Below are 25796 nucleotides of genomic sequence, written 5' to 3'. Positions count from 1 at the left end.
ACGACAGCCGCATGAACGTCCAAGAGGCCCTCCGGGCAGTGCTGTCGAGATCACGCCACTGGCCGAGGAATGCAAAGATCCGGAAATGGCAGCGTTGTCAGCGTCACCTGGCAGCATGGACACATGACCAATACGGGGGCATCGAAGACCATCACCGTCAGGACACCCGCGGAAGCGGCCGGGCTCGCGGAGCAGATGCACGACGCACCCGAGGGGCACTTCGGCCGCCCACCGGTCGCGGTCGTGGCCTACGAGACGGGGGCGCCGCCGGTGGAGCGGCGCGAGGCCTTCCGCGAGGTGTACGACGCGGTCGTGGCCCGGATCGGTGAGCCGACGCTCTACGGGGGATCGGCGCAGGGGCCCAGCATCCGCTGGCGCGACGACCGCCGGCTGGTGCTGCTGTCCGGCGACCGCTTCGGCGCCCGGCTCTCGGTCCACCGGCCGGAGGCGCTCGAGGCCGAGGAGTACCGGAGCTTCGATTGGGGCGGCGCCTGGTCGGCTGCCGAGCCGCATGACTTCGATCTCCTGCCGTACTGCTGGCAGTTGTACCGGGGCGGGCCGGGTGAGCGCCCGGTGACCCGCCCCGGTGCCCGGCTCGCGGGGTGCTGGGAGCATCTGGAATCCGCCCTGGAGCTGGTGCTCGCCGCCTGGGTCGAGCAGCTCCCGGTGCAGGTGCCGGGCGACTGGGCGGGATTCACGATCCTGTCCAGCCGGGACTGGGGGCGCCATCTGGTCGTTTCGTACAGCCCGGACGAAGGACTGGGAGTGGCCGTCGACGACCGGGACGCGGATCAGGGACCGGAGCGCGAGCGGCAGATGCGGGAGCGCGGCTGGCAGACGAGCGACCGTGGCTGGTGGCAGTCGGCGTTCCTGGAGGCGGACGAGCGCTCGGCGGGCGCGGCCGCGCGGCTGGCCGTCGCCGAGCTGCGAGCACGGGGTGCGGTCTCGCCGGACGAGCTGGTGGCCCGGGACGTCGGCGTCAACGACCGGGGCGAGCTGTGGCTCCCGGGCCTGGGGATACGGACGCACTGACACCCGTCGCCCAAGCGGTGCGTCCGGCTCGCGAGCCTGGTGCCGCCGCTGCTCGCCGCGATCGGCCGGCCGTGCGGTGTCGCGCTCGACACCGGTGTGCTGACCGTGTTCTCTTCGGTCGGCTGACCGAGGCCGCCAGATCCTGAGCCGGGGATCGGGCCGCGGAAGCCGAGGGGCGGGACACCCCTCGGTGCCCCGCCCCTCGGCCCACACAGCTGCATACAGCTGTACGGGTACGACTGTGGATCAGCCCTCGGTCACGCCGAGCTTCTCCAGGATCAGCTCCTTGACGCGGGCCGCGTCGGCCTGGCCACGGGTGGCCTTCATGACCGCGCCGACCAGCGCGCCCGCCGCCGCGACCTTGCCGCCGCGGATCTTGTCCGCGATGGCGGCGTTGCCGGCGATCGCCTCGTCGACGGCCGCGCCGAGCGCGCCCTCGTCGGAGACGACCTTCAGGCCGCGCTTTTCCACGACGGTGTCGGGGTCGCCCTCGCCCGCGAGGACACCCTCGATGACCTGACGGGCCAGCTTGTCGTTGAGCGAGCCTTCGGCGACCAGGGCGGTCACCCGGGCGACCTGCTCCGGCGTGATGGCCAGCGCGTCGAGCGAGAGGCCCGACTCGTTGGCGTTGCGCGACAGCTCGCCCATCCACCACTTGCGCGCGGACACGGGGTCGGCACCCGCCTCGATCGTGGCGACGATCAGGTCGACCGCGCCCGCGTTGAGGATCGACTGCATGTCGTGCTCGGAGATGCCCCACTCCTCGCGCAGCCGGTTGCGGCGCACGCGCGGCAGCTCGGGAAGCTGGGCGCGCAGTTCCTCGACCCACTCGCGGGTCGGGGCCACCGGGACGAGGTCGGGCTCCGGGAAGTACCGGTAGTCCTCGGCCTCCTCCTTCACGCGGCCGGACGTCGTCGAGCCGTCCTCCTCGTGGAAGTGGCGGGTCTCCTGGACGATCGTGCCGCCCGACGAGAGCACCGCCGCGTGGCGCATGACCTCGAAGCGGACCGCGCGCTCGACCGACCGCAGCGAGTTGACGTTCTTCGTCTCGGAGCGGGTGCCGAACTTCTCGATGCCGTGCGGCCGCAGCGACAGGTTCACGTCGCAGCGCATCTGGCCCATCTCCATGCGGGCCTCGGAGACACCGAGGGCCCGGATGAGCTCGCGCAGCTCGGCGACGTACGCCTTGGCGACCTCGGGGGCGCGCTCACCGGCGCCGACGATCGGCTTGGTGACGATCTCGATGAGCGGGATGCCGGCGCGGTTGTAGTCCAGCAGGGAGTGCAACGCGCCGTGGATACGGCCGGTGGCGCCGCCGACGTGCGTCGACTTGCCGGTGTCCTCCTCCATGTGGGCGCGCTCGATCTCCACACGGAAGACTTCGCCGTCCTCCAGCTGGACGTCCAGATAGCCGTTGAAGGCGATCGGCTCGTCGTACTGCGAGGTCTGGAAGTTCTTCGGCATGTCCGGATAGAAGTAGTTCTTCCGGGCGAAGCGGCACCATTCGGCGATCTCGCAGTTGAGCGCGAGGCCGATCTTGATGGCCGACTCGACGCCGACGGCGTTCATCACCGGCAGCGAGCCGGGCAGGCCGAGGCAGGTGGGGCAGGTCTGCGAGTTGGGCGCGGCGCCCAGCTCGGTCGAGCACCCGCAGAACATCTTGGTCCTGGTGCCGAGTTCGACATGGACCTCGAGACCCATGACGGGGTCGTACGACGCGAGGGCGTCCTCGTACGACACCAGGTCGGTGGTGACAGTCACGGTGAAACTTTCCCTCTCAGCCCAGCAGGACGTCGTCGTCGCCCAGGCGCTTCAGCTCCCGGTAGAGGATCGCCAGTCCGGTGACGATGGCGGCGGCGGACACGGCGGCGTCGATCAGCCGCAGTGTGTCGTGCTCCGTGCGGGCCTTCTTGGCCTGCTTCGCGACGCTGACGGCTCCGAACGCGGTGGTGGCCATGGACAGGTACGTGCCGGTCCTGGACTTCTTGAAGCCCTTGGCCTTCTGCAACGTGCTCACAGTGACGGTGCCTCCTCGAGCAGCGGGTGACCCCACTTTTCCACGAAGGCGGCCTCGACGGCGGCACCCACCTTGTAGAGGCGGTCGTCCTTCATGGCGGGGGCGATGATCTGCAGACCGACCGGGAGGTTGTCCTCCGGAGCCAGACCGCAGGGCAGCGACATCGCCGCGTTGCCGGCCAGGTTGGTCGGGATGGTGCACAGGTCGGCGAGGTACATCGCCATCGGGTCGTCGGCGCGCTCGCCGATCGGGAAGGCGGTGGTCGGGGTCGTCGGGGAGACGATCACGTCGACCTGCTCGAAGGCCTTCTCGAAGTCCTGCTTGATGAGCGTGCGGACCTTCTGGGCGCTGCCGTAGTACGCGTCGTAGTAGCCGGACGACAGGGCGTACGTGCCGAGCATGATGCGGCGCTTGACCTCGTCGCCGAAGCCGGCCTCACGGGTGAGGGCGGTGACGTCCTCGGCGGACCTCGTGCCGTCGTCGCCGACGCGCAGGCCGTAGCGCATGGCGTCGAAGCGCGCGAGGTTCGAGGAGCACTCGGACGGCGCGATCAGGTAGTACGCGGAGAGCGCGAGGTCGAAGGACGGGCAGTCCAGCTCGACGATCTCGGCGCCCAGCTCCCTCAGCAGCTCGACGGACTCGTCGAACCGCTGCACCACGCCGGCCTGGTAGCCCTCGCCGCGGAACTGCTTGACCACGCCGACGCGCATGCCGGCCACGGAGCCGTTGCGCGCGGCGTCGACGACCGGCGGGACCGGCGCGTCGATGGAGGTCGAGTCCAGCGGGTCGTGCCCGGCGATGACCTCGTGGAGCAGGGCCGCGTCCAGGACCGTACGGGCGCAGGGCCCGCCCTGGTCGAGGGACGAGGAGAACGCCACCATGCCGTAGCGGGAGACACCGCCGTAGGTCGGCTTGACGCCGACGGTGCCGGTGACGGCGGCGGGCTGGCGGATGGAGCCGCCGGTGTCCGTGCCGATGGCGAGCGGGGCCTGGTACGAGGCGAGGGCGGCGGATGAGCCACCGCCGGACCCGCCGGGGATGCGGGTCAGGTCCCAGGGGTTGCCGGTCGGGCCGTAGGCGCTGTTCTCGGTCGAGGACCCCATGGCGAACTCGTCCATGTTGGTCTTGCCGAGGATGACGACGTCGGCGTCCTTCAGCTTCTTGGTGAGGGTCGCGTCGTACGGCGGGATCCAGCCCTCGAGGATCTTGGAGCCGACGGTGGTCGGGATGCCCTCGGTGGTGAAGATGTCCTTCAGCGCGAGCGGCACGCCGGCCAGCGGGCCGAGCTTCTCGCCCGCGGCACGCTTGGCGTCCACGGCACGGGCCTGGGCCAGAGCGCCCTCACGGTCGATGTGCAGGAAGGCGTTGACCTTCTCGTCCACGGCGTCGATCCGGGCCAGGTGCGCCTCGGTGACCTCGACGGCGGTGAGCTCGCCGGAGGCGATCTTCGCGGCGATCTCGGCCGCCGTGAGCTTGATGATGGTGCTGTCCGTCATGACTGTTTAGTCCTCCCCCAGGATCTGCGGCACCTTGAAACGCTGCTGCTCCTGTGCAGGGGCGCCGGAGAGCGCCTGCTCGGGGGTGAGCGACGGACGGACCTCGTCCAGGCGCATGACATTGGTCAGCGGCAGCGGGTGGGAGGTCGGGGGTACGTCTTGGTCGGCGACCTCGGAGACGCGGGCGACCGCGCCGATGATGTCGTCCAGCTGTCCGGCGAAGTGGTCGAGCTCTTCGTCCTTCAGCTCCAGACGCGCCAGCCGGGCGAGGTGGGCGACCTCCTCGCGCGTGATGCCAGGCATGCAGCGATCCTCAGGGGTGAGTGTGATGGTTTTGGCCCAATCCTATGGGCCAGGCCCCGGTGCCCGCGAAACGCTTTCCCCTACGCACCGGCGCGGGCCCTCCGCGGCCGCCGCCCGACCGGTGCGGGACCGGCACGGAACGGTGCGGAATCGGCGCGGCGCCCGCGTTCTGCCGCTCTCCGGACGCCGGTCATGTCCCGTTCATGTCCAGGGCGCCGCCACCTGACTGACTGACTCAAGTTGTCCAAACAACTTCTGGCGCCGGGGCCACCCGGGGCGGAGAGGACGGAGTCAGGTGTCCCCACTCGGAACCGCCGCTGCCGACGGCGGGAGCACACTGTCGCTGCTCTCAGCCACCAGCCCGCGCGCGGGCGACCGGCTGATCTTCCGCTGGACCACCGACGCGCCCCACGCCACGAACTGGATCGGGCTCTGCGATGGCGACCGCAGGCCCGGCGTCGGCTCCTCACCGGTCCGGACGTACGTCGCCACCGGCTCCGGCGACGTCACCCTCGACACCACCGGCCTCGGCGAGGGCACGTACACCGCCTGTCTGCTGGCCGAGGACGGCTACGGCATCCTCGCGAGGACCGCCCCCTTCACCCTCGCGGCCGGGCCCCCCGTGACGCCCCCGCACTGCGCCGTCGACTCGTTCACGACCGGCGATGCCCTGCCCGGCTCCCGGGTCTCCGTCGCGCTCGGCCCGCTGTGGATGCGCCCGCGGGGGAACGCGTCCGGCACGCCCTCCTTCCGCCGTCTGTCCGGCGACTCCTGGCTGGACGTGTCGTCCGACGGCAGGGTCAGCGGCACCGCACCCGCCGGGCCGGGCGCGCACCCGGCGCGGGTCACCGTCGCCGTGAAGGACAGCGCGGGCGGCACCGACACCGTGACCGTGCAGGTCCCGGTCCGGGCGGCCGCGGCCAGGGCCCGGCTGAAAGTCGCCTCGCTGAACCTGTGGGAGGCGGGCAGGAACGTCGACGACGCCCACGAGAAGCTGCTGCGGCTCGTCCTCGGACAAGGGCTCGACGCCGTGGCGCTCCAGGAGACCGGTGGCACCGCCGCCGGGCCGCTCGCCGACGCGCTGGGGTGGTACGCCTACGACACTCCCGCCGGGGTGGGACTGATCAGCTCCGGTACCGGCAGGCGGGCGTGCTGCTCGCCGCGATGAGGTGCGACCTCGCCGCCGGTACGACGCCGGTGATCCTCGCGGCCGGGCTCGCCTCGCCTTCGCACCTGGACCGCAGGGGCAGGGGCGGGGTCCGCTGGCCGGTGACCGTCGCCCTCGCCAGGGCCGGGCTGTCCGACGCGTTCCGCGAGGAGCACCCGCGGGCCGCGCGCGAGCCGGGCTTCACCTGGTCGCCCGTACGTCCCGACGAGCCGCAGGACCGGATCGACCAGGTCCAGTACGCCGGGCCGCTGCGGGTCGAGGGGGCGTACACGCTCTGCACCGGCCGGCCGCGGCCGGTCCCGGACGCCGCCGGCAACGGCTGGCCCTCGGACCACGCCGCGCCCGTCGTCGCCTTCTCCCTCCGCTGAGCCGGGTTGCCGCGTCGCGTCCGCCCAGCCGCCGAGCCGCATCGCGCCCGCTGAGCCGCCGCGCCTTCGTCGGAGCGTCCGCCGTCACCGCCGCCGTCGGCCGTTCCGAGGCGGAGGCCCCGGCCGCGCTTCCCGACCCCGGACCGCGCCGACGGCCGGCGGGCCCGGCCGACCCCAACCGTCGGTACCTGCGCCGGGTTCCTGCGTCCCTGCGAGGACGGCACGACCGACCCGTGGACGGACAGCGCCGACTGGAGTGGTTACCGGCAGAAACGCGGCCGCCATGGAGAAGAGGTCCGTTCTTCCTGGCGCAGCAGTGGGGAGTTCGTCCATTACTCGTGGGTCGGGTCGCGAAGACGATGTCGGTGGCGTACGCCGTGCCCCGGGAGACGCCCGGGGCATTCTCTCGTCCCAGGAGGACCGATGAGCACCCGAAGAAGCCGACGGGCCCTGGCGGGCCTGGCCGGTGCCGCCCTCGCGTTAACCGTGCTGCCGGCCACGGCCGTTCAGGCGGCGACAGGTTCACCGGCCGTCCCCGCTCCTCACCTCGCGCCGCACCGCGCGTCTCACTCCGCGCCTCTCTCCGCGACCGAGAGGATCCAGGACGAGCTGGCCCGCGACACCGCGGTCTCGCTCGCCGACTCCCGATGGAGTGCCCAGCTGCGCGCCGCCGCCCTGGGCTCGGCGGCGGTCGACCTGCACGCGCTGAGCGACCGGTCCACCGCGCCCGCGGGCCGGCGCCTCGAGGCGGCCGTCGCGGACGCCGACCAGGAGCTGGCCGAGGCCAAGGGCCTGGACGCCGGCAGTGGTTCACTGCTCCGGCTCCGGCTCGCCGACCCGTCGATGCGTACGGCCCTCGCGAAGGGCGTGAAGCCCCTGGTGGCCGCCGCCGTGTCGGACGACAACCGGAACTCCGTCACGGCCTGGGACGGCGCGGGCCGGGCCCATGTGCTTGCGGCGGACAAGCTCCCCGCCCTGCCCGTGTATCTCATCGACATCGACACGTCCAAGGCGCTCACCGCCGGCCTGGACGTCCTCGACCGTGAACTGGCGAAACTGGGCGTGGGCACGGCGGCCGGCTCGCAGAAGCCCACGGCGCCGACCGGGGCCGCGGCATCCACCGACGGTGTCTGGACCACCAGGATCACGTCCATCGGGCTGGCCGACGACATGGAGCCCTGGATCAAGGGCGGGGCCGAGATCTACGCCCTCGTCACCGGCTGGGGCCAGGACGGCGTGGCGCGGGTCGACACGGTGCAGATGCCGTACCTCGACGACGACGGGCGGACGTACTACCCGAACCAGGTCCTGGTGAACTGGTTCAGCTACAAGTACAACCTCGCCGACGTGGTCCTGATGGAGGACGACGGCGACACGAACTACAAGGAGCTCGCCCGCGCCATCGCGGCCGCCCTGCTGACGCTCACCGACCAGGGCGTCTATGCGCCCCTGGTGGACGCGGTCCTCGCGGCGATCCCGGACTCCTGGTACACGGACGACCCGGACTACGTGGACTCCTGGTACACGCTCTCCCGGCAGGACCAGGGCCGTCGCACGGGTGCCTCCGGCAACGGCTGGATGACCGTCGAGCCGTACTGGGTGGAGCAGTTCTGACGGCTGCATCGAATGTCTCGCCGAGTGCCGCGTGACGGGTGCGGGTGCGGGTGCGGCGACCGTCGCCGCACCCGTCACCAGGGCGTGTCCTGCGGATCAGGCCGGCTGTAGCATCAGCGGCTACCGCCGCGGGGCGAGCGGGGTCCGGTGCATGAGGTCCCCCCGGGCCCGCCGCAGGGCACGGCCGAGGTGAGGTGCCAGGGCACGCGAGCCCGGCAGGGTCCGCAGGACATCCCCTAGTTCACCACGTGGCCCGACGGGCGGTCCGCGTCGGCCGCTGCGGGCGGGAGCTCGCCCACGGGACGGCGCCAGCCGTGCTCGTCGCGGGCGCGGAGCCAGCCCGTGGTCTCCTGCGGCGGCATGGCGGCGGCGACCAGCCAGCCCTGGACCGCGTCGCAGCCCAGGTCGCGCAGCCGCTCCCAGGTCTCGTCGTCCTCGACGCCCTCCGCGACGACGAGGAGGCCGAGCGAGTGGGCGAGGTCGACGGTGCAGCGGACGATCTCGGCGTCCTCCGCGTCGACCGCCAGCCGGGCCACGAACGAGCGGTCGATCTTCAGCTCGCTCACGGGGAGCCGGCGCAGATGGACCAGCGACGAGTACCCCGTACCGAAGTCGTCCAGCGACATCTTCACCCCGTGGCCCGCGAGCCCGGCCAGGGTGTCCGCGGCGCGCTGCGGGTCCTCCAGCAGCACGTGTTCCGTTATCTCCAGCTGGAGCGCCCCCGCCGGGACACCGTGGCGTGCCAGCCGCGCCGCGACCGCGCCCGCGAAGCCCGCGGTGTGGACGTCACGCGGTGACACGTTGACGGCGACCGGCACGAAGAGGCCCTGGGCCCGCCACTTGGCGACCTGGCCGAGCGCCGTCTCCAGCACGTACTCCGTCAGATGGGGCATCAGCCCCGAGGACTCGGCAATGGCGATGAACTCGTCGGGCGGGACCCGGCCGCGATCCGGGTGCACCCAGCGCACCAGCGCCTCGAGGCCCGCCACATGGCCGTCGAAGCCGACCTTGGGCTGGTAGTGGAGCTCCACCTCGCCCGCGTCGAGCGCCCGGCGCAGATCGCCGAGCAGGCCGAGGCGGTCCGGCGTGTTCGAATCCCGCTTGGATTCGTACACCTCGACACCCGTACGGTCCCGCTTCGCCTGGTACATCGCCACATCCGCGCGTCTCAGCAGCCCTTCGGCGTCCAGGGCGTGGTCCGGGAACACGGCGAGGCCGGCGCTCGCCTCCAGCACCAGTGTGAGCCCGTCGAGATCGAGCGGCGAGGAGAGCTGGCCCACCAGATGGCGGGCGACGCGCTGCGCGCTGGTGGTGGAGTCGGCCGTCGGGAGGAGCACGGCGAACTCGTCGCCGCCGAGCCGTGCGGCCTCCGCCCCGCGCGGCAGGGCGAGCCGGAGCCGATCGGCTATCTGGAGCAGCAGCCGGTCGCCCGCCAGATGGCCGAGGGTGTCGTTGACCGATCGGAAACGGTCGAGGTCGATCAGGACGAGCGCGGACCGGGCGCCGATGTCTTCGGCCTCCTCCAGCGCCGCCCAGGTGCGCTCCAGGAGCCACTGACGGTTCGGCAGACCCGTGAGCGGGTCGCGCAGCTGCTCCTCTGCCCGTGCCCGGGCGATCCACAGGGTCGAGTCGAGGGCGATCAGCGGCACGGCGAAGAGCGGCAGCAGGATCGGCAGGGCGGTCGAGACCACGCAGATCAGCGGAGCGATGCCGAGCAGGGCGACGGCGACAAGACCTTGCCGCAGCAGGGCCGTACGGGCGGCGGTGGGCAGTCCGCCGCCCTGCGGTGCCAGCGCGTACCAGAGCAGCAGCCGGGTGGCGGCGAGATAGGCCGCCGCCGCGAGCACCACCTCGGGGATCGCGTCCAGGCCCCATTCCAGGGGCTGCCAGGGCTGTTCGACGGTCGGCGACTCGCCGAACGCGGCCAGGACCAGCGCCGCGGCGGCTATGCCCAGGATGTCCGCGGCTCCGTGCAGCACCCCCTGGCGCCAGCGGTGCCGGCGGGCGATGCCGACCAGCACCACGACGGCCAGGCTGACGAGCCCCGCGGGCACCCAGCCGAACTGCAGCAGCACGGCGAGGGTGAGGGCGGCACCGGAGCCGGTGCCGCCCCACCAGCGGTCGCGGCCGAGCGCGACCAGATGGCCGACGATGATGCCGGTGAGCAGGGCGAGGGACCAGCCCTCGGTGCCGCCCGGGAAGAGCGCGCGCCCCTCCTGGAGGGCGCTGACCAGACCCGTCGTCAGGACGACGGCTGCGAGCCCCGCGACCACGAAGGGCATCCTGGCGATGATGCCCGCAAACCCCGTGAAACGAGGCGGCCGTGAGACCGGGGCGGCACTTTCGGTCGGTTTCATTCCCGTCCCTCTCACAGCCGGCGGTGCCGATGCCACGCGATGGCCCCCTTGTCATGCCACCACGGCTGGAACCTCACCACGCAGCCATGCACGACAGGCGCACACCTCAACATTAGGCCGCAGAAGGCCCTGACGGGCAGCGCTCTACAGGTCTTGCCCGAATGCGACCCAGCCACGCCTATCCATCTGATATGCGCCGAACGGGTGATCTTTGCCGGAAGTTGTGCTCGAGCGTCCGTGCTACTCCTCGGCCGGCATCGCGGCGCCACGGGCCGCCTCCGGCCCCTGTTCGAGCAGCACCACGAAGCCGTCCTCGTCGAGCACCGGTACTTTGAGTTGCATGGCCTTGTCGTACTTCGAACCGGGGTTGTCACCCACGACGACGAATGAGGTCTTCTTGGAAACGGAACCGGTCACTTTCGCGCCGAGGCTCTGGAGCGCGTCCTTGGCGCCGTCCCGGGTGTAGTTCTGCAGGGTTCCGGTGACGACGACGGTGAGGCCGTCCAGGGGGCGTGGTCCCTCGTCCTCGCCCGCGCCCTCCTCCTCCATCCGGACGCCCGCGGCCCGCCACTTGCGCAGGATCTCGCGATGCCACTCCTCCTCGAACCACTGCTTGAGCGAGGCGGCGATGGTCGGGCCGACGCCCTCGACGGCCGCCAGCTCCTCCTCGGTGGCCTGCTCGATCCGGTCGATCGAGCGGAACTCGCGGGCGAGTGCCTCCGCCGCGACCGGACCGACGTGGCGGATGGACAGGCCGGTGATGATGCGGGCGAGCGGGCGCTGCTTGGCCGCCGCGATGTTCTCCAGCATCGCGAGAGTGTTCTTCTTCGGCTCGCCCTGCTGGTTGGCGAAGACCGTGACGATCTTCTCCTCGCCGGTCTTCGGGTCGCGCTTGGGCAGGCCGCTGTCCTGGTCCAGGACGTACGCCTTGATGGGCAGCAGCTGCTCGACGGTGAGATCGAACAGATCGCCCTCGTCCGCCAGCGGCGGCTCGGCGGGCTCCAGGGGCTTGGTGAGCGCCGCGGCCGCCACGTAGCCGAAGTTCTCGATGTCCAGGCACTTGCGCCCGGCGAGGTAGAAGAGCCGTTCGCGCAACTGGGCCGGGCAGGTGCGGGCGTTGGGACAGCGGAGGTCGATGTCGCCCTCCTTCATGGGCCGCAGCGCCGTGCCGCAATCGGGGCACTCGGCCGGCATCACGAACTCCCGCTCGGTGCCGTCCCGCAGGTCCACCACCGGCCCGAGGATCTCCGGGATGACATCGCCGGCCTTGCGCAGCACGACCGTGTCACCGATGAGGACGCCCTTGGCCTTCACCACGTCCTGGTTGTGGAGGGTGGCGAACTCGACCTCGGAGCCCGCGACCTTCACCGGCTCCACCTGCGCGTACGGCGTGACCCGGCCCGTGCGCCCCACGCCCACCTTGATGTCGACGAGCCTGGTGTTCACCTCCTCCGGCGCGTACTTCCACGCGATGGCCCAGCGGGGCGCCCGCGACGTCGAACCAAGGCGGCCCTGGAGCGGGATCTCGTCGAGCTTGACGACGACGCCGTCGATCTCGTGCTCCACGGAGTGGCGGTGCTCGCCGTAGTACGCGATGAACTCCCGGACCTCGTCGAGCGAGTCCACCACCCTGTAGTGCCGGGCGGTCGGCAGGCCCCACGCGTGCAGCAGTTCGTAAGCCTCCGAGAGCCGCTCGATCTCCAGGCCCTCGCGCGTGCCGATTCCGTGCACCACCATGTGCAGCGGCAGGGTCGCGGTGACCTTCGGGTCCTTCTGGCGCAGCGAACCCGATGCGGAGTTACGGGGGTTGGCGTACGGCTGCTCGCCCGCGGCGACCCGTCGGGCGTTGAGCTCCTCGAAGGCCTCCATCGGGAAGTAGACCTCGCCCCGGATCTCGACCAGATCCGGCACACGGTCACCGCGCAGTCGCTCCGGGATGTCGCCGATCGTCCGCACGTTGGGCGTGATGTCCTCGCCGGTGCGGCCGTCGCCGCGGGTCGCGGCGCGGGTCAGCCGGCCCTTCTCGTACGTCAGATTGACCGCGAGGCCGTCGACCTTGAGCTCGCACAGGAAATGGTACGAGGACGTCCCGAGCTCCTTGGCGATGCGGTCCGCCCAGGCCGCCAGCTCCGCCTCGTCGAAGGCGTTGTCGAGCGAGAGCATCCGCTCGCGGTGGTCGACCTTGGCGAGCTCCGTCTCGTACGCCCCCGCGACCTTCTGGGTCGGCGAATCCGGTGTGCGCAGCTCCGGATACTCCTCCTCCAGCGCCTCCAGCGACCGCAGGAGCTTGTCGAACTCGGCGTCGCTGATGACCGGCTGGTCCTTCACGTAGTACCGGAAGCGGTGCTCCTCGACCTGCTCGGCCAGCTGAGCATGCTTCTCGCGCGCCTCGGCGGGCACCGACCCCTGCTGTTCGACAGCCACCTTCGTCCTCCGTCACTCAGGGTTGTCCGCGAGCGATCTCGCCGCTCTGACGCAGTGCGCGAGGGCCGCGCGCGCATACGCGGGCGAAGCGCCCGCGAGCCCGCACGACGGAGTGATCACCACGGACTCGGCGAGAGTCCCCGGATTCAGCCCCAGCCTGCGCCACAGCGTCCTGACACCCATGACGCTACCGGCAGGGTCCGACAATGGACCGTCCGTGGACGCCACGACTCCCGCGAAGAGCTTCGTACCGCCCTCCACGGCCTCGCCGATCACCTCCTCGTCACGCTCGGTGATCAAGCCGAAATCGAACGAGACTCCTGCGGCCCCGGCCCGGCGCAGCAGTGCGAACGGCACGTCCGGCGCGCACGAGTGCACGACCACCGGCCCGTCGGCGGCGCCCATCACGTCCCGCAGCGCGCTCTCGACGATCTGCCGGTCCACCGCGCGGTGCGTGCGGTAGCCGCTGGCTGTCCTGACCTGGCCGCGCAGGACGGCCGTGAGCGACGGCTCATCGAGCTGCAGGAGCACCCGGGCTCCGGGGACGCGCCGGCGCACCTCGGCGAGATGCGCGCGCAGCCCTTCGGCGAGCGAACCCGCGAGGTCGCGGCAGGCGCCCGGGTCGCCCAGGGCGGCCTCCCCGTTCCTGAGCTCCAGGGCCGCCGCGAGTGTCCAGGGCCCGACGGCCTGGACCTTGAGCGGGCCCTGGTACCCCTGAGTGAACTCCTCCAGTGCGTCCAGGTCCTCCCCGAGCCAGGACCTGGCCCGCCGGGTGTCCCGGCCCGGGCGGTCGCTGACGCGCCAGCCGCTGGGCTCGACGTGCCCGTACATCTCGACGAGCAGGCCGATGGTCCGCCCGATCATGTCGGCGCCGGGGCCGCGGGCAGGAAGCTCCGGCAGATACGGGAAGTCCTCGAAGGTTCCTGTGACGGTCCTGGCGGCCTCGCGGGCGTCGCCACCGGGCATCGAGCCGACCCCGGTGGCGGGGCCCCAGAGGGAGTCGTCGCTCATCGTCCGGGCCGCACCGTCAGGTCGTTGATCTCCGCGTCGCGCGGCAGATCGAGCGCGGTGAGGATCGTCGTCGCGACCGATTCCGGGTCGATCCACTGCGCCGCGTCGTACTCCTTGCCCTCCTGCTGGTGCACCTTGGCCTGCATGGGGCCGGCCGTGCGTCCCGGGTAGACGGAGGTGACCCGGACGCCGTTCGGCTTCTCCTCGTGGCGCAGCGAGTCGGCGAGCGCCTTCAGGCCGTGCTTGGAGGCCGCATAGGCGCCCCACTCGGCATGGGCGTTCAGGCCCGCGCCCGAGTTCACGAAGATCACCGTGCCCTGGGCGACCCGGAGTTGGGGCAGCATCAGCCGGGTCAGCTCGGCCGGGGCCACCAGGTTCACATCGAGCTGGGCGTGCCAGGTCTTCGGCGTGAGGTCGCCGATCCGGCCCAGGTCCACGATGCCCGCGATGTGCAGGAGGGAGTCGAGGCGCTCGGGCATCGTCTGGTGCGAGAACGCCCAGGAGAGCCGGTCGGGTGCGGCAAGGTCGCCGACGAGGGTGCGGGAGCCGGGGTAGGACTGGGCGAGCTCCTTGGCGCGCCCGGCGTCCCTGGCCAGCAGCAGGAGCTCGTCGCCACGCTCGTGCAGCCGGCGCGCGACGGCCGCGCCGATGCCGGAGCCTGCCCCGGTGATCAGATGTGTAGCCATGCCTGCAATGCTCGCATCACCGCACCCCCGTGCCCTCCTCGAGGTAGGCGAGCGCGGCCACCGCGTCCTCGGCGAAGAAGACCAGGTCGGTGAGGGGGACGGGCAGGAAGCCCTCGTCCTCCATACGGCGGAACTGCTGCTTCAGCCCGTCGTAGAACCCCGCGGTGTTGAGCAGCACCACCGGCATCGTGGTCCTGCCGTGCTTCTTCAGCTCCAGGATCTCGGTGGCCTCGTCCAGCGTGCCCGTACCCCCCACCATGATCACAACGGCGTCCGCCCTGGCGAGCAGCAGCGCCTTGCGCTCGGCGAGATCCTCGGCGATCACCATCTCGTCGGCGTGCTGCCTCGCCTTCCCCGCCAGGAAGTCCACCGAGACACCTATGAGGCGCCCGCCCGCCTCCTGCACGCCGTCCGCGACCACCTTCATCAGACCGACGTCCGAACCGCCCCACACCAGGGTGTGCCCGCCCTTGCCGAGGAGCCGGGCGAATTCGCGGGCAGGGCGGGTGTAGCGCTCGTCGAGATCGGCGGCGGAGAGGAAGACGCAGATGTTCATGCGGTCCACCGTACGGTCGGGCACCGACAGCCGGCCCACCGCCGTCATCGGGCCCACTCAAGATTTATCGGGAAATCCCCTCCGCTGCCGATGAGTTCGGGGCACGGCACCGGTCACCAGGACATGGACAACCCGCACACGACGCTGAGCAGGATCCGGGGAACGGCGATGTCGGAGGACGGCACCGTCATCGCCTACGAGCGCCAGGGGGACGGTCCTCCCGTCGTGCTGGTCAGCGGCGCGCTGGCCACGGCCGCGAACGAAGCCCCGCTCGCCGCCCTGCTCGCGCACCGGTTCAGTGTGCTGACGTACGACCGGCGCGGCCGTGGGGCCAGCGGGGACACCGCTCCGTACGCCGTGGAGCGCGAGATCGAGGACCTCGCGGCGATCGTCGACGCGGCGGGCGGCAGCGCGTGCGTCCACGGGATGTCGTCCGGCGGGGCGCTGGCTCTGGAGGCGGCGGCGGCCGGCCTGCCCATCGCCCAACTGTCCGTCTATGAGCCGCCGTTCCTGACCGACCCGGCCGGCCGCCGGGAGAGCGCCGCCCGGCGGGCGCGTCTGGACGGCCTGCTCGCCGAGGACCGGCGCGCGGACGCGCTGGAGCTCTTCCTGGCCCGGATGATGCCGCCCTGGACGCTGGACCGGCTCCGTCGCTCCCCCCTCTGGGGGGAGCTCGAGGCGCTCGCGCCCACCCTGGCCTACGACCACGCGGTCATGGGCGACGCCCGGGTGCCCACGCAGCGGCTGCGCGAGATCACCGCGCGCGTGATGGTGGTCGACGGCGGCGCGAGCCCCGGCTGGCAGCGGGAGACGGTCCGTGTGATCTCCGAGACCCTCCCCCGCGGCCGCCACCGCACGCTGACGGGTCAGACGCACGAGGTGGCGCCGCATGTCCTGGCGCCGGTGCTCGAGGACTACTTCGCGGCGTGACGTCCCTGGGCCGTCCGTCTCCCGGATTTTCACGTTTTCACGACCGCACCCGGTCGGCGACCATCAAGAACGCTCCACCAATGGAGCGAAAAGGACACTCTCGCGATATTGCGAAAACCCGATCAGGATTCCTCTACTTATCACCTGCATACGGCGATTACGTCACCCGATTGCCGGGCGCCACGACCGAGGTCGAGGTCGTTGTTTGGAATATGACGAAAGCACAGCATGCAGGCCCAATTGCCTCCTGGAACATGGTCGGCTCCCCTGCGCTCGGGCAGGGAGAATGGATCTTCACACCGGCCTCTGTCGAGTGCGCGCCGACGCTCCACTGCGCCGATCGGCAGATCGAACTGAGGTACTCCTCCTCGGTGCTTGGGGATTTTCTGACAGCGATCGGCCAGATCCAGGCCAATTTCCACCGACTCTGGAACGCAGCACACCACCCATCGCCCGCCGGACACGGTGACGAGGGGACGGGGCGAAGCGCCCATGTATGACGAGCACGGCTCGTACGGTTCTGCGGCCGCCCATCCCGACAGTGGAGGCTTCCCTCCCTGGATGGACCCGTATGCCAACCCACCCCAGGAACCCCACCCGTCGTTGGGCGGCCAGCAGCAGCTTGCTCCCCTCGGCCTGGAGGCACTTGACGCGCCCTGGGACCCCGCTGAAGAACTGGCGGAGCTCCTGCAGACCGCGGACGGGAGCGATTCCGGAACATTTCCTTACGGCTATGGAGAAGCCGTTGGGCCGAATCCCTACGGCTATGGAGAAGCCGCCGGGCCGGAGGACGACGGTGCATTCGCCTTGATGACCGAGAGCACCGCCGAACTCCCCCGTCAGCGCCCCGCACACGGCCACCGCCGACGGGTCCCTGTGCGAAAGCCCGAGCGTACGCCGCTGCAGACCGTCAGCCTGTACATGGCCGCGCTGGCCGCCGTGATCGTCTCCATGGTCAGCGTTCTCGGGGGCGTGATCGCCTTTGAGCCACTGCGGCGCGTCGCCGAGCCAGGGACCTCTCCCGGCATGGTCGGGTGGTGGCCGTTCCTGGTCTACGGGCCCTGGATGGTCGCCTCCCTGTCCATCCTGCGCGCCTGCATCCACCGGCGCCGAGCTCTGCACTCCTGGATCGTCGTGGTCTGCTTCAGCACGATCGCCACAGCGCTGTGCGTGGCTCAAGCACCGAAGAACCTTGCCGACATGGCCTCGGTCGCGCTGCCCCCCATCGCGGCTCTGGCCTGCTTCCAACAGCTCGTCCGCCAGATCACCATGGATCGGCCTCCCCGCCAGGCCACTGCGCGCCACCGCACCACGGCCCCGTCGCCGATCCCTTGGCGCCCCACTGTCAGGCAGGCGGGCACGAGGTTGCGCAGCACACCGATCGCGGCCAACAGGACGGTCGGCGAGAAACGAGCCTCCAGGGGCTCGTTTCCCCAGCCGCCGACCCGTCGCAGCGGTTTCCTTCAGTGATACCTCCGGCGGCGCCTCGCCGCCGGACGGATCAGCACTCGGGCGGACGGCGCCCGGACGCGGTCGTCGCTCAGCCCCGGCCCGCGACGACCGTGTCCGCCGCGCGCCGCGTCGTCGTCGCGATCGTCGCCGAGCCGACGACGCGCGTGCCGTCGTACAGCACGATCGCCTGGCCGGGGGCGACGCCGCGGACCGGCTCGGTGAAGACCACCCGCAGCTCGTCGCCCACCAGCTCGGCCGAGACCTCGGTCTCGCCGCCGTGGGCGCGCAGCTGTGCGGTGTACGTGCCGGGGCCGGCGGGGGCCGTGCCGCACCAGCGGGGCTTGATCGCGGTGAGGGCGGTGACCTCGAGGGCCTCGGCGGGGCCCACCGTCACGGTGTTGTTGACGGGCGAGATGTCCAGGACGTAGCGCGGCTTGCCGTCGGGGGCGGGGTGACCGATGCGCAGGCCCTTGCGCTGGCCGATGGTGAAGCCGTACGCGCCGTCGTGGGTGCCGAGCTTCGTGCCTGACTCGTCGACGATGTCGCCCTCCGCCTTGCCGAGGCGCTTCGCCAGGAATCCCTGGGTGTCACCGTCGGCGATGAAGCAGATGTCGTGGCTGTCGGGCTTCTTCGCCACGGCCAGACCCCGGCGCTCGGCCTCCGCACGGATCTCGTCCTTGGTGGTGAGCGTGTCACCGAGCGGGAACATCGCGTGGGCGAGCTGCCTCTCGTCGAGCACACCGAGGACGTACGACTGGTCCTTGGCCATGTCGCTCGCCCGGTGCAGCTCACGGGTGCCGTCCTCGCGGACGACCACCGAGGCGTAGTGGCCCGTGCACACGGCGTCGAAGCCGAGGGCCAGGGCCTTGTCCAGCAGCGCGGCGAACTTGATCTTCTCGTTGCAGCGCAGACACGGGTTCGGGGTGCGGCCCGCCTCGTACTCCGCGACGAAGTCCTCGACGACGTCCTCGCGGAAGCGCTCGGCGAGGTCCCAGACGTAGAAGGGAATGCCGATGACGTCGGCGGCGCGGCGGGCGTCGCGCGAGTCCTCGATCGTGCAGCAGCCGCGCGCTCCGGTGCGGAACGACTGCGGGTTCGCGGAGAGCGCGAGGTGCACCCCGGTCACGTCGTGGCCCGCTTCGGCGGCGCGGGCGGCGGCGACGGCGGAGTCCACACCGCCGGACATGGCGGCGAGGACACGGAGGGGGCGCTGGCGAGTCTCAGTCATAGCCCTACCAGGGTACGGGGCCCCGGGAACCGAAAGCTCGCGAGTAAGCGTTCGGGAAAGTGATCGGGAGTGGAGAGGGGTGGCATGGGCAGCAGAGGCAAGGCGGCCGCGCCGCGCGGCGTCGGCCGGCGGGCCGTGCTGATCGGCGGCGGCGCGGCGCTCGTCGGTGCGGGAGTGGCCGCCAGGGACGAGCTGAGGCGTGCCTGGTGGCGGCTGCCCGGCATGGAGAAGAAGCGGGTCGAGGGCGAACTCGACCACGCGGGCGCGGCGTGGACGGCGGCGGCTCGCGCGAACTGGCGGCGGGCCGACCGGCCCGACGACTACACGATCGACCGTGTCGTGATCCATGTCGTCCAGGGCAGCTATCCGACCGCCCTCAGGGTCTTCAAGGACCCGGGTCACGGCGCGGCCGCGCACTATGTGGTGGGCAAGGACGGGCGGATCGCCCAGATGATCCGCGAGCTCGACGTCGCGTTCCACGCGGGCAACCGTGACATGAACGAGCGGAGCATCGGGATCGAGCACGAGGGCTTCGTGGACCGGCCCAAGGCCTTCACGGACGCGATGTACGCGGCGTCGGCGCGGCTCACGGCCGACATATGCAGGCGGTACGGGTTCCCGGCGGACCGGAAGCACATCATCGGCCACGTCGAGGTGCCGGGGACGGACCACACCGATCCCGGACCGCACTGGGACTGGGACCGGTACATACGGCTGGTGCGGGAGGCCATGGCCGCCCCGCCGGAGCCGTCGACGACGACCGCCGGCTGAGCCCTGGCGTCCGCCGAGTCCTGCGTCGGCCGAGTCCTGTCGTCAGCTGAGCCCTGCGGTCAGCTGAGCCCTGCCGTCCGCGCGCGCTCGACCGCTGGGCCGATGACCTTCGCGACGGCCTCGATGTCCGCATCCGTGGAGGTGTGGCCGAGGCTGAAGCGGAGTGTGCCGCGGGCCAGGTCCGGGTCGGTGCCGGCGGCGAGCAGGACGTGACTGGGCTGGGCGACGCCGGCCGTGCAGGCGGAGCCGGTGGAGCACTCGATGCCCTGGGCGTCGAGGAGCAGCAGCAGCGAGTCGCCCTCGCAGCCGGGGAACATGAAGTGGGCGTTGGCCGGGAGCCGGTCCTCGGGGTCGCCGCCGAGGATCGCGTCCGGTACGGCGCTCCGTACGGTCTCGATCAGCTTGTCGCGCAGGCCACCGATCTCGCGGGCGAAGTCGGCGCGGCGCTCGGCGGCGAGCTGCCCGGCGACGGCGAAGGCGGCGACGGCGGGCACGTCGAGGGTCCCGGAGCGTACGTGGCGCTCCTGACCGCCGCCGTGCAGGACGGGCACCGGGCTGTACTCGCGGCCGAGCAGCAGCGCGCCGATTCCGTAGGGGCCGCCGATCTTGTGGCCGCTCACCGTCATCGCCGCGAGGCCGGAAGCACCGAAGTCGACGTCGAGCTGCCCGACGGCCTGCACGGCGTCGGAGTGCAGCGGAATGCCGAACTCCGCGGCAGTTTCGGCGAGTTCACGGATCGGCATGACGGTGCCGATCTCGTTGTTGGCCCACATGACGGTGGCGCAGGCGACATCGTCCGGGTCGCGCTCGATCGCCTCGCGCAGCGCCTCGGGGTGCACGCGTCCGTACGGGTCGACGGGCAGGTACTCGACGTTCGCGCCCTCGTGCTCGCCGAGCCAGTGCACGGCGTCCAGGACGGCGTGGTGCTCGACGGGGGCGGCCAGGACTCTGGTGCGGCGTGGGTCGGCGTCCCGGCGGGCCCAGTAGAGGCCCTTCACGGCGAGGTTGTCGGCCTCGGTGCCGCCAGAGGTGAGGACGACCTCGCTGGGTCGTGCCCCGAGCGCCTCGGCGAGCGTCTCACGGGCCTCCTCGACGGTACGGCGGGCCCGCCGGCCCGCGGCGTGCAACGACGAGGCGTTGCCGGTGACGGCGAGCTGGGCGGTCATCGCCTCGATCGCCTCCGGAAGCATCGGAGTGGTCGCGGCGTGGTCGAGGTAAGCCATGGTGCCCATGATTCTACGAGCCGACGGGTGCCGGCTTGCGCCGCCGGGGCACCGGGGCGGCCGTCCGACCGGTCGACCGACCGGTCGGCGTGGGCGGTGCCGGGGCGGAGTACCCCGCGGGCGCTCCGCTCGGCGGCATGGACCGAGCGCGCCGAGCCGCACGGACAGGGACCCGGGCAAGGACCGGCCGGGCCGCGTCGTAGCGGGCCCGCACAAGACCTGGGATCAGCCGCCGAAGTTCCAGGCGACCGTCCCGTTGCCGCTCAGGAGCACGACGAGGACGACGAGATCGGCAACGCCGAGGCCCAGACCGAGCAGGGCACGGCCACGGCGTGCGGTCCCGCGCCACAGGGCGAGTCCGGCGAGCACGATCGCGGCGGGGCCGAGGATGACGTTCATCACCAGCAGGCCGACCAGGCCGAGCACGAACGCGGCGACGGCCATGCCGTCGGCGTCCCGCGTCGTCCCGGTGAACCGGCGGGCGGAGGGGGCGAGTTCCATGGTCCGGCTCCCGGGGTCAGTGGGCGCGGCGGCGCGCGAGCCGCTCACGTACGGCGAAGACGAGCAGCCAGGCGCCGATGACGGCGGCGGCGACGGCGGACGCGGGGAGCGGAATCTGAGCCACGGCACCCAGGAGGACTCCCAGCAGTAGGAGTACGGCGACGAGGGCGACCATCATCAGCCTTTCGCGGAACGAGATCGATTGGGGAGTACAACTGTTCACTGACTTCTCAGTCTAGTCTTCCCAGAACCGGAGTACGGTTGTTTACTGAATGGCATGAGTCACACCGTGGGCATCCGCCAGGCCCAGAAGTTGAAGACCCGTCAGGCACTCCTGGACGCGGCCCTGCGGCTGCTGGAGCACCAGAGCCTGAGCAGCCTCGGACTGCGCGAGGTGACCCGGGCCATCGGGGTGGCGCCGACCGCGTTCTACCGGCACTTCGCGGATCTCGCCGAGCTCGGCGTGGCCCTGGTCGAGGAGACCCTCGGCAGCCTGCACGGCCTCATCGGCGAGATCCTCGCCGAGACGGGCGACGCCGGGCTGCGGATCGAGCGCACCGTGGATCTCATCGCCCGTCATGTACGGGAGCAGCCCGCCCACTTCCGCTTCATCGCGCGCGAGCGGCACGGAGGCGTCGGCCGGGTCCGCGCGGCCATCGCGGACCAACTGCAACGCTTCACCGAGGAGGTGGCCGAAGCGCTCGCCCGGGAGCCGGTGTCGGAGGGCTGGAGCGAGGCGGACCTGCGGATGCTGGCGGGGATGTATGTCGACCACATGGTGATGACCGCGTCGGCGTTCCTGGAAGCCCTGGAGGCCGAAGGGGCCGAAGGGGCCGAAGGGGCTGGGCATGCAGGAGAGACCGGCGGCCCGGACACGGTCCCGGACGCACACGAAGTCGCCCGCATCGCACGCGACCGGCTGCGCCTGGTCACGCTGGGACGCCGCCACTGGCTGAAAAACCGCGACTAGCCCTGGCCCCTCCACCGGTCGGGGCCCGTCCGCCGGCCCGTATCCCGTCCACCGGTCCGGGCCCGACCGCGCGCGCCGGGCGCCTCAGTCCGTCTCGGCAGGGCGGCCCTCGCCCGCCATGAACCTCCACACGAGCCCGTGGCCCAGCACGACCAGCAGGATCAGCAGCACCGCCTCGGCCTGGATCGGCTGCAGGCCGACCACATCGGCGAGCTCGGGGGCCGCGCCCACCACGGCGATCAAGGCGTAGAACAGAGCCGCGACGGCCTGCGCCAGGGTCAGCAGCACCGAGGAGCCGTCCCGGCGGCTGCGTCCGGTCAGCCGCAGCGTCGACACACAGCCGATCACGGCGAGCACGACGAAGCTGAACCGCCAGACCGCCGGGGTCTCGGTGCCGCCGACCTGCGCGAACAGTCCCATGAGCGCGGGCAGCAGGAAGGAGAGGTAGATACCCCCGACGGTCCTGCGCAACGTCGGATCGCGCAGCCACTCCGGATGACCCTGCACCACGTTCCACCAGAGGCCGACCAGCGTGAAACAGGTGGCTGCGAAGAGTGCGTAGAACGTGCTGACATCCACCGGGCCTCCCGCATCGGAGGCGCACACCGTGTCCCGTGCGCCGCCGTGCGGCGAGCGTGCCATGCGGGTGCCGCCGGCGCCGTGGACCGACACCCGTCACACACTCGGCCGGGTGCCGCTCACCTGAGGCCGGGCGGCACCCCACGGTCGACCGGGCAGCACCCGGCGGTCAACCGGGCAGTACCCGACTGTCAGCCGGTCGTCAGCGGGGCCTTCGCCAGCTGACGCGACTGGGCGACCAGACGGTCCGCGCTGTCCCAGACCTCGGCGTCCTCCTCGAGGAAGCCGCCCGCGAGGTTGCGGGTGGTGATGGAGACCCGCAGCGGGCCGGGGGCAGGGCGGCACCGTACGTGGGTGGTGAGTTCGACCGTCGGGGTCCAGCCCTTGAGGCCGAGCTCGAACGAAGTCGGCGGCAGTGCGTCGACCGTGAGCAGGAGCGAGAGCGGGTCGGCGTCGCGGCCGTCGGCGAGCCCGAACCAGCCGCGCATCTCGCCCTTGCCCGAGGGCGCGCCGACGGCCCAGCCGACGGTGGCGGGGTCGAGCTTGATGTTCAGCCGCTCGGTGATCGCCGAGGAGCCGGGAATGGCGGGCGCGGGACCGTCGGCCGGGCCGAGGCAGTGTTCGTACGGCGGGATGGCCGGCGGCTTCGCGGTCGTACGGACGTTGTCCGGGAGAGCGTCGAGGTCGCCGTAGGTGGCGAGGACGCGGATGCGCTCGACCTCGCTCCCGTCCTCCGCGTACTGGAAGAGGGAGGCCTGGCCGGTGGAGAGGGTGCGCCCGGTGCGGATGGTCTCGGTGCGGATCACGGCCGGGCCGGGTGCGGACGGGCTGAGGTAGTGCGCCGAGACGCTGAAGGGGTCCGAGTGCGGCAGGGCGTCGCCGAGGGCACGGCCGAGCAGCGCCAGCAGATAGCCGCCGTTGACGGCGTGGATGATCGTCCAGCCGGCGGAGAGCTCCACGTCGTACACGCCCGGGACGTCCGGGTCTCGCAGGGCGACAGCGGTGTCGCGGTCGAACTCGCTGTCCCCGATGGTTGCCTGTGCCACCTGTGCCATGCCTGAACCGTACAACAGATAACTACTAAGCGGTAGCTTTCCTCGGCGGCCCACGCTCGCCTCCCCTCAGGCCTCCTCGGCGGCAGTGGACCGTCGGTTCCAGGCGCGCGGCGCCCGCCAGTGGTAGCGCATGGCGAGGAGGCGCAGGAGGAAGCTCGTCACGACGGCGAGTCCGCTGGTGACGGCGGTGAGCGCGTCGAAGCGGATGCAGAGAACCACCATCGTGGCGCCGACGATGGCCGGGACGGCGTAGAGGTCCCGGTCCCAGCGGAGCAGCGACGGCACCTCGTTGGCGAGCACGTCGCGCAGGACGCCGCCACCGACGGCGGTCGCGAGGCCGAGGACCGCGGACGAGGTGAGGCCGAGGCCGTACTCGTACGCCTTGGTCGTGCCGGTGACGCAGAAGAGGCCGAGCCCCGCCGCGTCGAACACGTTGACCGCGCCCTGGATGCGCTCGACCTCGGGGTGCAGGAAGAAGACGAGCACGGCGGCGACGAGCGGCATGAGGAAGTAGCCGAGATCCGTGAACGCGGCGGGCGGCACGGCACCGATGATCAGGTCCCGGAACAGCCCGCCGCCCAGGGCCGTGACCTCGGCGAGCACGGCGATGCCGAAGACGTCGAAGTTCTTGCGTACGGCGAGAAGGGCGCCGGAGATCGCGAAGACGAAGATCCCGGCGAGGTCGAGCACATGCTGGACGGAGGGCGTGAACAGTTCGTGGAGCACCGGCCAATTGTGCCGCCTCGCTTGTGCGCCCTGGCCCCACCCGGTCCCAGGGCGCCCTGGGACCGGCGTTGCCGCCCGGGTGCGTGCCGGCGGCGGGCACACCCCCGGGGGCGGTCCTTGCGGAACCGCTCGCCCCGGGGCCCGGCGACTACTTCTCGGGGGACTCGTCCGACTCCGGAGCCTCGGCCTCCGGCTCGGCGGCCGTCGGCTCCTCCGACTCCTCCGAAGCCTCGGGCTTCGTGATCGTCACGACCTCGATCGCCTCGCGGGCCGACGGGAGCACCGGCTCGTCCGGGGCCAGGTCCGCCGCGCCCTCCGGGTGATGACAGGCGACCTGCTGGCCCGGGCGGAGCTCCAGCAGCGGTGGCTCCTGCGTCTTGCAGATCTCCGTCGCCTTCCAGCACCGGGTGTGGAAGCGGCATCCGCTCGGCGGGGAGATCGGCGACGGGACGTCGCCCTTCAGCAGGATCCGCTCGCTCTTCGCGCCCCGGCGCCGCGGGTCCGGCACCGGCACCGCCGACATCAGGGCCTTGGTGTACGGGTGCATCGGCGACTCGTACAGCGACTTGCGGTCCGCCAGCTCCACGATCTTGCCGAGGTACATCACCGCGATCCGGTCCGACACGTGCCGGATGACCGACAGGTCGTGCGCGATGATGACGTACGTCAGGCCGAGCTCCTCCTGGAGGTCGTCCAGGAGGTTCACCACCTGCGCCTGGATCGACACGTCCAGCGCGGAGACCGGCTCGTCCGCGACGACCAGCTTCGGCTTCAGGGCCAGCGCCCGCGCGATGCCGATGCGCTGCCGCTGACCGCCGGAGAACTCGTGCGGATAGCGGTTGTAGTGCTCGGGGTTGAGGCCCACCAGGCCGAGCAGCCGCTGGACCTCCTTCTTGATCCCGCCCTCGGGCTCGACGCCCTGGAGCCGGAACGGCGCCGAGACGATCGAGCCGACCGTGTGCCTCGGGTTCAGCGAGCCGTACGGGTCCTGGAAGATCATCTGGACGTCCCGCCGCAGCGGGCGCATCTTGGCCACACCCAGGTGCGAGATGTCGGTCCCCTGGAACTCGACCGTGCCGCCCGTCGGTTCGAGGAGACGGGTGATCAGTCGGCCCATCGTCGACTTGCCGCAGCCGGACTCACCGACCACGCCCAGGGTCTCCCCCGGACGGACGTCGAAGGAGATCCCGTCGACCGCCTTCACGGCACCGACCTGACGCTGCAGCAGCCCCTTCTTGATGGGGAAGTGCTTGACCAGGCCGTCCACCCGGAGCAGCGGCTCGGGCGCGGAGGGCGAGGCGGCGGCCTGCGCCGGAATCGTCACGTCAC

At 71.6% G+C, this 25796-nt stretch carries 26 protein-coding genes; 9 read left to right on the top strand and 17 right to left on the bottom strand.

Annotation, left to right across the window (positions count from 1 at the left end; genetic code table 11):
• Positions 1 to 123 precede the first annotated feature (123 nt).
• Positions 124 to 1032 carry a hypothetical protein gene (locus ACFV9O_RS04075; RefSeq protein WP_385411997.1) on the top strand — a complete coding sequence of 303 codons (909 nt, stop codon included), beginning with the start codon at positions 124 to 126 and terminating at the stop codon, positions 1030 to 1032.
• 246 nt (positions 1033 to 1278) lie between these two features.
• On the opposite strand, the gene gatB is transcribed toward ACFV9O_RS04075, so the two are convergent.
• From gatB to gatC, 4 genes are read right to left on the bottom strand one after another with little or no spacing between them, the layout of a single operon-like run.
• A complete protein-coding gene (gene gatB / locus ACFV9O_RS04070) occupies positions 1279 to 2793 on the bottom strand; it encodes an Asp-tRNA(Asn)/Glu-tRNA(Gln) amidotransferase subunit GatB (protein WP_385411995.1) in 1515 nt (504 codons plus the stop codon).
• Between the two features lie 16 nt (positions 2794 to 2809).
• Positions 2810 to 3049 carry a hypothetical protein gene (locus tag ACFV9O_RS04065; RefSeq protein ID WP_385411992.1) on the bottom strand — a complete coding sequence of 80 codons (240 nt, stop codon included), beginning with the start codon at positions 3047 to 3049 and terminating at the stop codon, positions 2810 to 2812.
• On the bottom strand, positions 3046 to 4545 hold the full coding sequence (gatA, locus tag ACFV9O_RS04060) for an Asp-tRNA(Asn)/Glu-tRNA(Gln) amidotransferase subunit GatA (protein ID WP_385411989.1): 1500 nt from the start codon (positions 4543 to 4545) through the stop codon (positions 3046 to 3048). The genes ACFV9O_RS04065 and gatA overlap by 4 nt, the downstream gene beginning before the upstream one ends.
• A 6-nt stretch (positions 4546 to 4551) precedes the next feature.
• Positions 4552 to 4848 (bottom strand): Asp-tRNA(Asn)/Glu-tRNA(Gln) amidotransferase subunit GatC, encoded by a 297-nt coding sequence (gene gatC, locus ACFV9O_RS04055; protein WP_385411987.1) that lies wholly within the window; start codon positions 4846 to 4848, stop codon positions 4552 to 4554.
• A 295-nt stretch (positions 4849 to 5143) separates the two neighbouring features.
• On the opposite strand from gatC, the gene ACFV9O_RS04050 reads away from it, so the two are divergent.
• The 3 genes from ACFV9O_RS04050 (at position 5144) to ACFV9O_RS04040 (ending at position 7998) form a co-directional block, all read left to right on the top strand.
• Positions 5144 to 6016 carry a hypothetical protein gene (locus tag ACFV9O_RS04050; protein ID WP_385411984.1) on the top strand — a complete coding sequence of 291 codons (873 nt, stop codon included), beginning with the start codon at positions 5144 to 5146 and terminating at the stop codon, positions 6014 to 6016.
• Positions 5998 to 6384, top strand: coding sequence for a hypothetical protein (locus tag ACFV9O_RS04045; protein WP_385411981.1), 387 nt, complete (start codon positions 5998 to 6000; stop codon positions 6382 to 6384). The genes ACFV9O_RS04050 and ACFV9O_RS04045 overlap by 19 nt, the downstream gene beginning before the upstream one ends.
• Before the next feature lie 423 nt (positions 6385 to 6807).
• Positions 6808 to 7998 (top strand): DUF3103 family protein, encoded by a 1191-nt coding sequence (locus ACFV9O_RS04040; protein ID WP_385411979.1) that lies wholly within the window; start codon positions 6808 to 6810, stop codon positions 7996 to 7998.
• Positions 7999 to 8234: 236 nt separating this feature from the next.
• On the opposite strand, the gene ACFV9O_RS04035 is transcribed toward ACFV9O_RS04040, so the two are convergent.
• From ACFV9O_RS04035 to ACFV9O_RS04015, 5 genes are all read right to left on the bottom strand, one after another.
• The gene (locus ACFV9O_RS04035; protein WP_385411977.1) at positions 8235 to 10355 is read right to left on the bottom strand and encodes a putative bifunctional diguanylate cyclase/phosphodiesterase; all 2121 of its coding nucleotides are present in this window, start codon (positions 10353 to 10355) and stop codon (positions 8235 to 8237) included.
• A 240-nt stretch (positions 10356 to 10595) separates the two neighbouring features.
• Positions 10596 to 12779, bottom strand: coding sequence for an NAD-dependent DNA ligase LigA (ligA, locus tag ACFV9O_RS04030; protein WP_385411976.1), 2184 nt, complete (start codon positions 12777 to 12779; stop codon positions 10596 to 10598).
• 12 nt (positions 12780 to 12791) lie between these two features.
• Complete coding sequence (locus ACFV9O_RS04025; protein ID WP_385411973.1) at positions 12792 to 13790, bottom strand: methionine synthase; 999 nt, start codon at positions 13788 to 13790, stop codon at positions 12792 to 12794.
• A complete protein-coding gene (locus tag ACFV9O_RS04020; RefSeq protein ID WP_385411971.1) occupies positions 13787 to 14476 on the bottom strand; it encodes an SDR family oxidoreductase in 690 nt (229 codons plus the stop codon). The genes ACFV9O_RS04025 and ACFV9O_RS04020 overlap by 4 nt, the downstream gene beginning before the upstream one ends.
• A gap of 16 nt (positions 14477 to 14492) precedes the next feature.
• Complete coding sequence (locus tag ACFV9O_RS04015; RefSeq protein WP_385412474.1) at positions 14493 to 15032, bottom strand: TIGR00730 family Rossman fold protein; 540 nt, start codon at positions 15030 to 15032, stop codon at positions 14493 to 14495.
• Between the two features lie 123 nt (positions 15033 to 15155).
• Here ACFV9O_RS04015 and ACFV9O_RS04010 point away from each other — a divergent pair, with 123 nt between their 5' ends.
• The 3 genes from ACFV9O_RS04010 to ACFV9O_RS04000 all read left to right on the top strand — a co-directional run bounded on the left by ACFV9O_RS04010 (position 15156) and on the right by ACFV9O_RS04000 (position 17432).
• Complete coding sequence (locus ACFV9O_RS04010) at positions 15156 to 15962, top strand: alpha/beta fold hydrolase (protein ID WP_385412471.1); 807 nt, start codon at positions 15156 to 15158, stop codon at positions 15960 to 15962.
• Positions 15959 to 16462 carry a hypothetical protein gene (locus tag ACFV9O_RS04005; RefSeq protein WP_385411968.1) on the top strand — a complete coding sequence of 168 codons (504 nt, stop codon included), beginning with the start codon at positions 15959 to 15961 and terminating at the stop codon, positions 16460 to 16462. The genes ACFV9O_RS04010 and ACFV9O_RS04005 overlap by 4 nt, the downstream gene beginning before the upstream one ends.
• 103 nt (positions 16463 to 16565) lie before the next feature.
• On the top strand, positions 16566 to 17432 hold the full coding sequence (locus ACFV9O_RS04000; protein WP_385411965.1) for a DUF2637 domain-containing protein: 867 nt from the start codon (positions 16566 to 16568) through the stop codon (positions 17430 to 17432).
• A 70-nt stretch (positions 17433 to 17502) separates the two neighbouring features.
• On the opposite strand, the gene mnmA is transcribed toward ACFV9O_RS04000, so the two are convergent.
• Positions 17503 to 18642: a tRNA 2-thiouridine(34) synthase MnmA gene (mnmA, locus tag ACFV9O_RS03995; protein ID WP_385411962.1), complete on the bottom strand. Its 1140-nt coding sequence runs from the start codon at positions 18640 to 18642 to the stop codon at positions 17503 to 17505.
• 84 nt (positions 18643 to 18726) lie between these two features.
• Here mnmA and ACFV9O_RS03990 point away from each other — a divergent pair, with 84 nt between their 5' ends.
• Entirely contained in the window at positions 18727 to 19413 is a 687-nt protein-coding gene (locus ACFV9O_RS03990; RefSeq protein WP_385411959.1) for an N-acetylmuramoyl-L-alanine amidase, read from the top strand.
• A 59-nt stretch (positions 19414 to 19472) separates the two neighbouring features.
• Here the strand turns inward: ACFV9O_RS03990 and ACFV9O_RS03985 are convergent, their stop codons facing one another.
• From ACFV9O_RS03985 to ACFV9O_RS03975, 3 genes are all read right to left on the bottom strand, one after another.
• Positions 19473 to 20636 carry a cysteine desulfurase family protein gene (locus tag ACFV9O_RS03985; RefSeq protein WP_385411956.1) on the bottom strand — a complete coding sequence of 388 codons (1164 nt, stop codon included), beginning with the start codon at positions 20634 to 20636 and terminating at the stop codon, positions 19473 to 19475.
• 225 nt (positions 20637 to 20861) lie between these two features.
• Positions 20862 to 21137: a DUF4190 domain-containing protein gene (locus ACFV9O_RS03980; RefSeq protein ID WP_385411953.1), complete on the bottom strand. Its 276-nt coding sequence runs from the start codon at positions 21135 to 21137 to the stop codon at positions 20862 to 20864.
• Positions 21138 to 21153: 16 nt separating this feature from the next.
• Complete coding sequence (locus ACFV9O_RS03975; protein WP_385412516.1) at positions 21154 to 21360, bottom strand: hypothetical protein; 207 nt, start codon at positions 21358 to 21360, stop codon at positions 21154 to 21156.
• Between the two features lie 54 nt (positions 21361 to 21414).
• Here ACFV9O_RS03975 and ACFV9O_RS03970 point away from each other — a divergent pair, with 54 nt between their 5' ends.
• Positions 21415 to 22107, top strand: coding sequence for a TetR family transcriptional regulator (locus ACFV9O_RS03970; RefSeq protein WP_385411952.1), 693 nt, complete (start codon positions 21415 to 21417; stop codon positions 22105 to 22107).
• Positions 22108 to 22191: 84 nt separating this feature from the next.
• On the opposite strand, the gene ACFV9O_RS03965 is transcribed toward ACFV9O_RS03970, so the two are convergent.
• The 4 genes from ACFV9O_RS03965 to ACFV9O_RS03950 form a co-directional block, all read right to left on the bottom strand.
• Positions 22192 to 22686 (bottom strand): hypothetical protein, encoded by a 495-nt coding sequence (locus tag ACFV9O_RS03965; protein ID WP_385411949.1) that lies wholly within the window; start codon positions 22684 to 22686, stop codon positions 22192 to 22194.
• 191 nt (positions 22687 to 22877) lie between these two features.
• Entirely contained in the window at positions 22878 to 23741 is an 864-nt protein-coding gene (locus tag ACFV9O_RS03960; RefSeq protein WP_385411948.1) for a thioesterase family protein, read from the bottom strand.
• A gap of 66 nt (positions 23742 to 23807) precedes the next feature.
• Entirely contained in the window at positions 23808 to 24467 is a 660-nt protein-coding gene (locus tag ACFV9O_RS03955; RefSeq protein ID WP_385411945.1) for a trimeric intracellular cation channel family protein, read from the bottom strand.
• Between the two features lie 148 nt (positions 24468 to 24615).
• Positions 24616 to 25791, bottom strand: coding sequence for an ABC transporter ATP-binding protein (locus tag ACFV9O_RS03950; protein ID WP_385411942.1), 1176 nt, complete (start codon positions 25789 to 25791; stop codon positions 24616 to 24618).
• Positions 25792 to 25796: the final 5 nt, after the last annotated feature.

Origin of the sequence: Streptomyces sp. NPDC059909 (assembly GCF_042730885.1) — a bacterium.
Classification (GTDB): Bacteria; Actinomycetota; Actinomycetes; order Streptomycetales; family Streptomycetaceae; genus Streptomyces.
Note: the sequence above shows the minus strand (reverse complement) of the source record. Positions and strands in the feature narration are given on the sequence as shown.

What these genes read in the sequence shown, in the direction of transcription:
- mnmA (WP_385411962.1), bottom strand. Translation starts at nt 18,642, where the DNA reads ATGACTGAGACTCGCCAGCGCCCCCTCCGTGTCCTCGCCGCCATGTCC.
- ACFV9O_RS04035 (WP_385411977.1), bottom strand. Translation starts at nt 10,355, where the DNA reads ATGAAACCGACCGAAAGTGCCGCCCCGGTCTCACGGCCGCCTCGTTTC.
- gatA (WP_385411989.1), bottom strand. Translation starts at nt 4,545, where the DNA reads ATGACGGACAGCACCATCATCAAGCTCACGGCGGCCGAGATCGCCGCG.
- ACFV9O_RS03985 (WP_385411956.1), bottom strand. Translation starts at nt 20,636, where the DNA reads ATGGCTTACCTCGACCACGCCGCGACCACTCCGATGCTTCCGGAGGCG.
- ACFV9O_RS04040 (WP_385411979.1), top strand. Translation starts at nt 6,808, where the DNA reads ATGAGCACCCGAAGAAGCCGACGGGCCCTGGCGGGCCTGGCCGGTGCC.
- ACFV9O_RS04025 (WP_385411973.1), bottom strand. Translation starts at nt 13,790, where the DNA reads ATGAGCGACGACTCCCTCTGGGGCCCCGCCACCGGGGTCGGCTCGATG.
- gatC (WP_385411987.1), bottom strand. Translation starts at nt 4,848, where the DNA reads ATGCCTGGCATCACGCGCGAGGAGGTCGCCCACCTCGCCCGGCTGGCG.
- ACFV9O_RS04075 (WP_385411997.1), top strand. Translation starts at nt 124, where the DNA reads ATGACCAATACGGGGGCATCGAAGACCATCACCGTCAGGACACCCGCG.
- ACFV9O_RS04010 (WP_385412471.1), top strand. Translation starts at nt 15,156, where the DNA reads ATGGACAACCCGCACACGACGCTGAGCAGGATCCGGGGAACGGCGATG.
- ACFV9O_RS03990 (WP_385411959.1), top strand. Translation starts at nt 18,727, where the DNA reads ATGGGCAGCAGAGGCAAGGCGGCCGCGCCGCGCGGCGTCGGCCGGCGG.
- ACFV9O_RS03980 (WP_385411953.1), bottom strand. Translation starts at nt 21,137, where the DNA reads ATGGAACTCGCCCCCTCCGCCCGCCGGTTCACCGGGACGACGCGGGAC.
- ACFV9O_RS03960 (WP_385411948.1), bottom strand. Translation starts at nt 23,741, where the DNA reads ATGGCACAGGTGGCACAGGCAACCATCGGGGACAGCGAGTTCGACCGC.
- ACFV9O_RS04015 (WP_385412474.1), bottom strand. Translation starts at nt 15,032, where the DNA reads ATGAACATCTGCGTCTTCCTCTCCGCCGCCGATCTCGACGAGCGCTAC.
- ACFV9O_RS03970 (WP_385411952.1), top strand. Translation starts at nt 21,415, where the DNA reads ATGAGTCACACCGTGGGCATCCGCCAGGCCCAGAAGTTGAAGACCCGT.
- ACFV9O_RS04020 (WP_385411971.1), bottom strand. Translation starts at nt 14,476, where the DNA reads ATGGCTACACATCTGATCACCGGGGCAGGCTCCGGCATCGGCGCGGCC.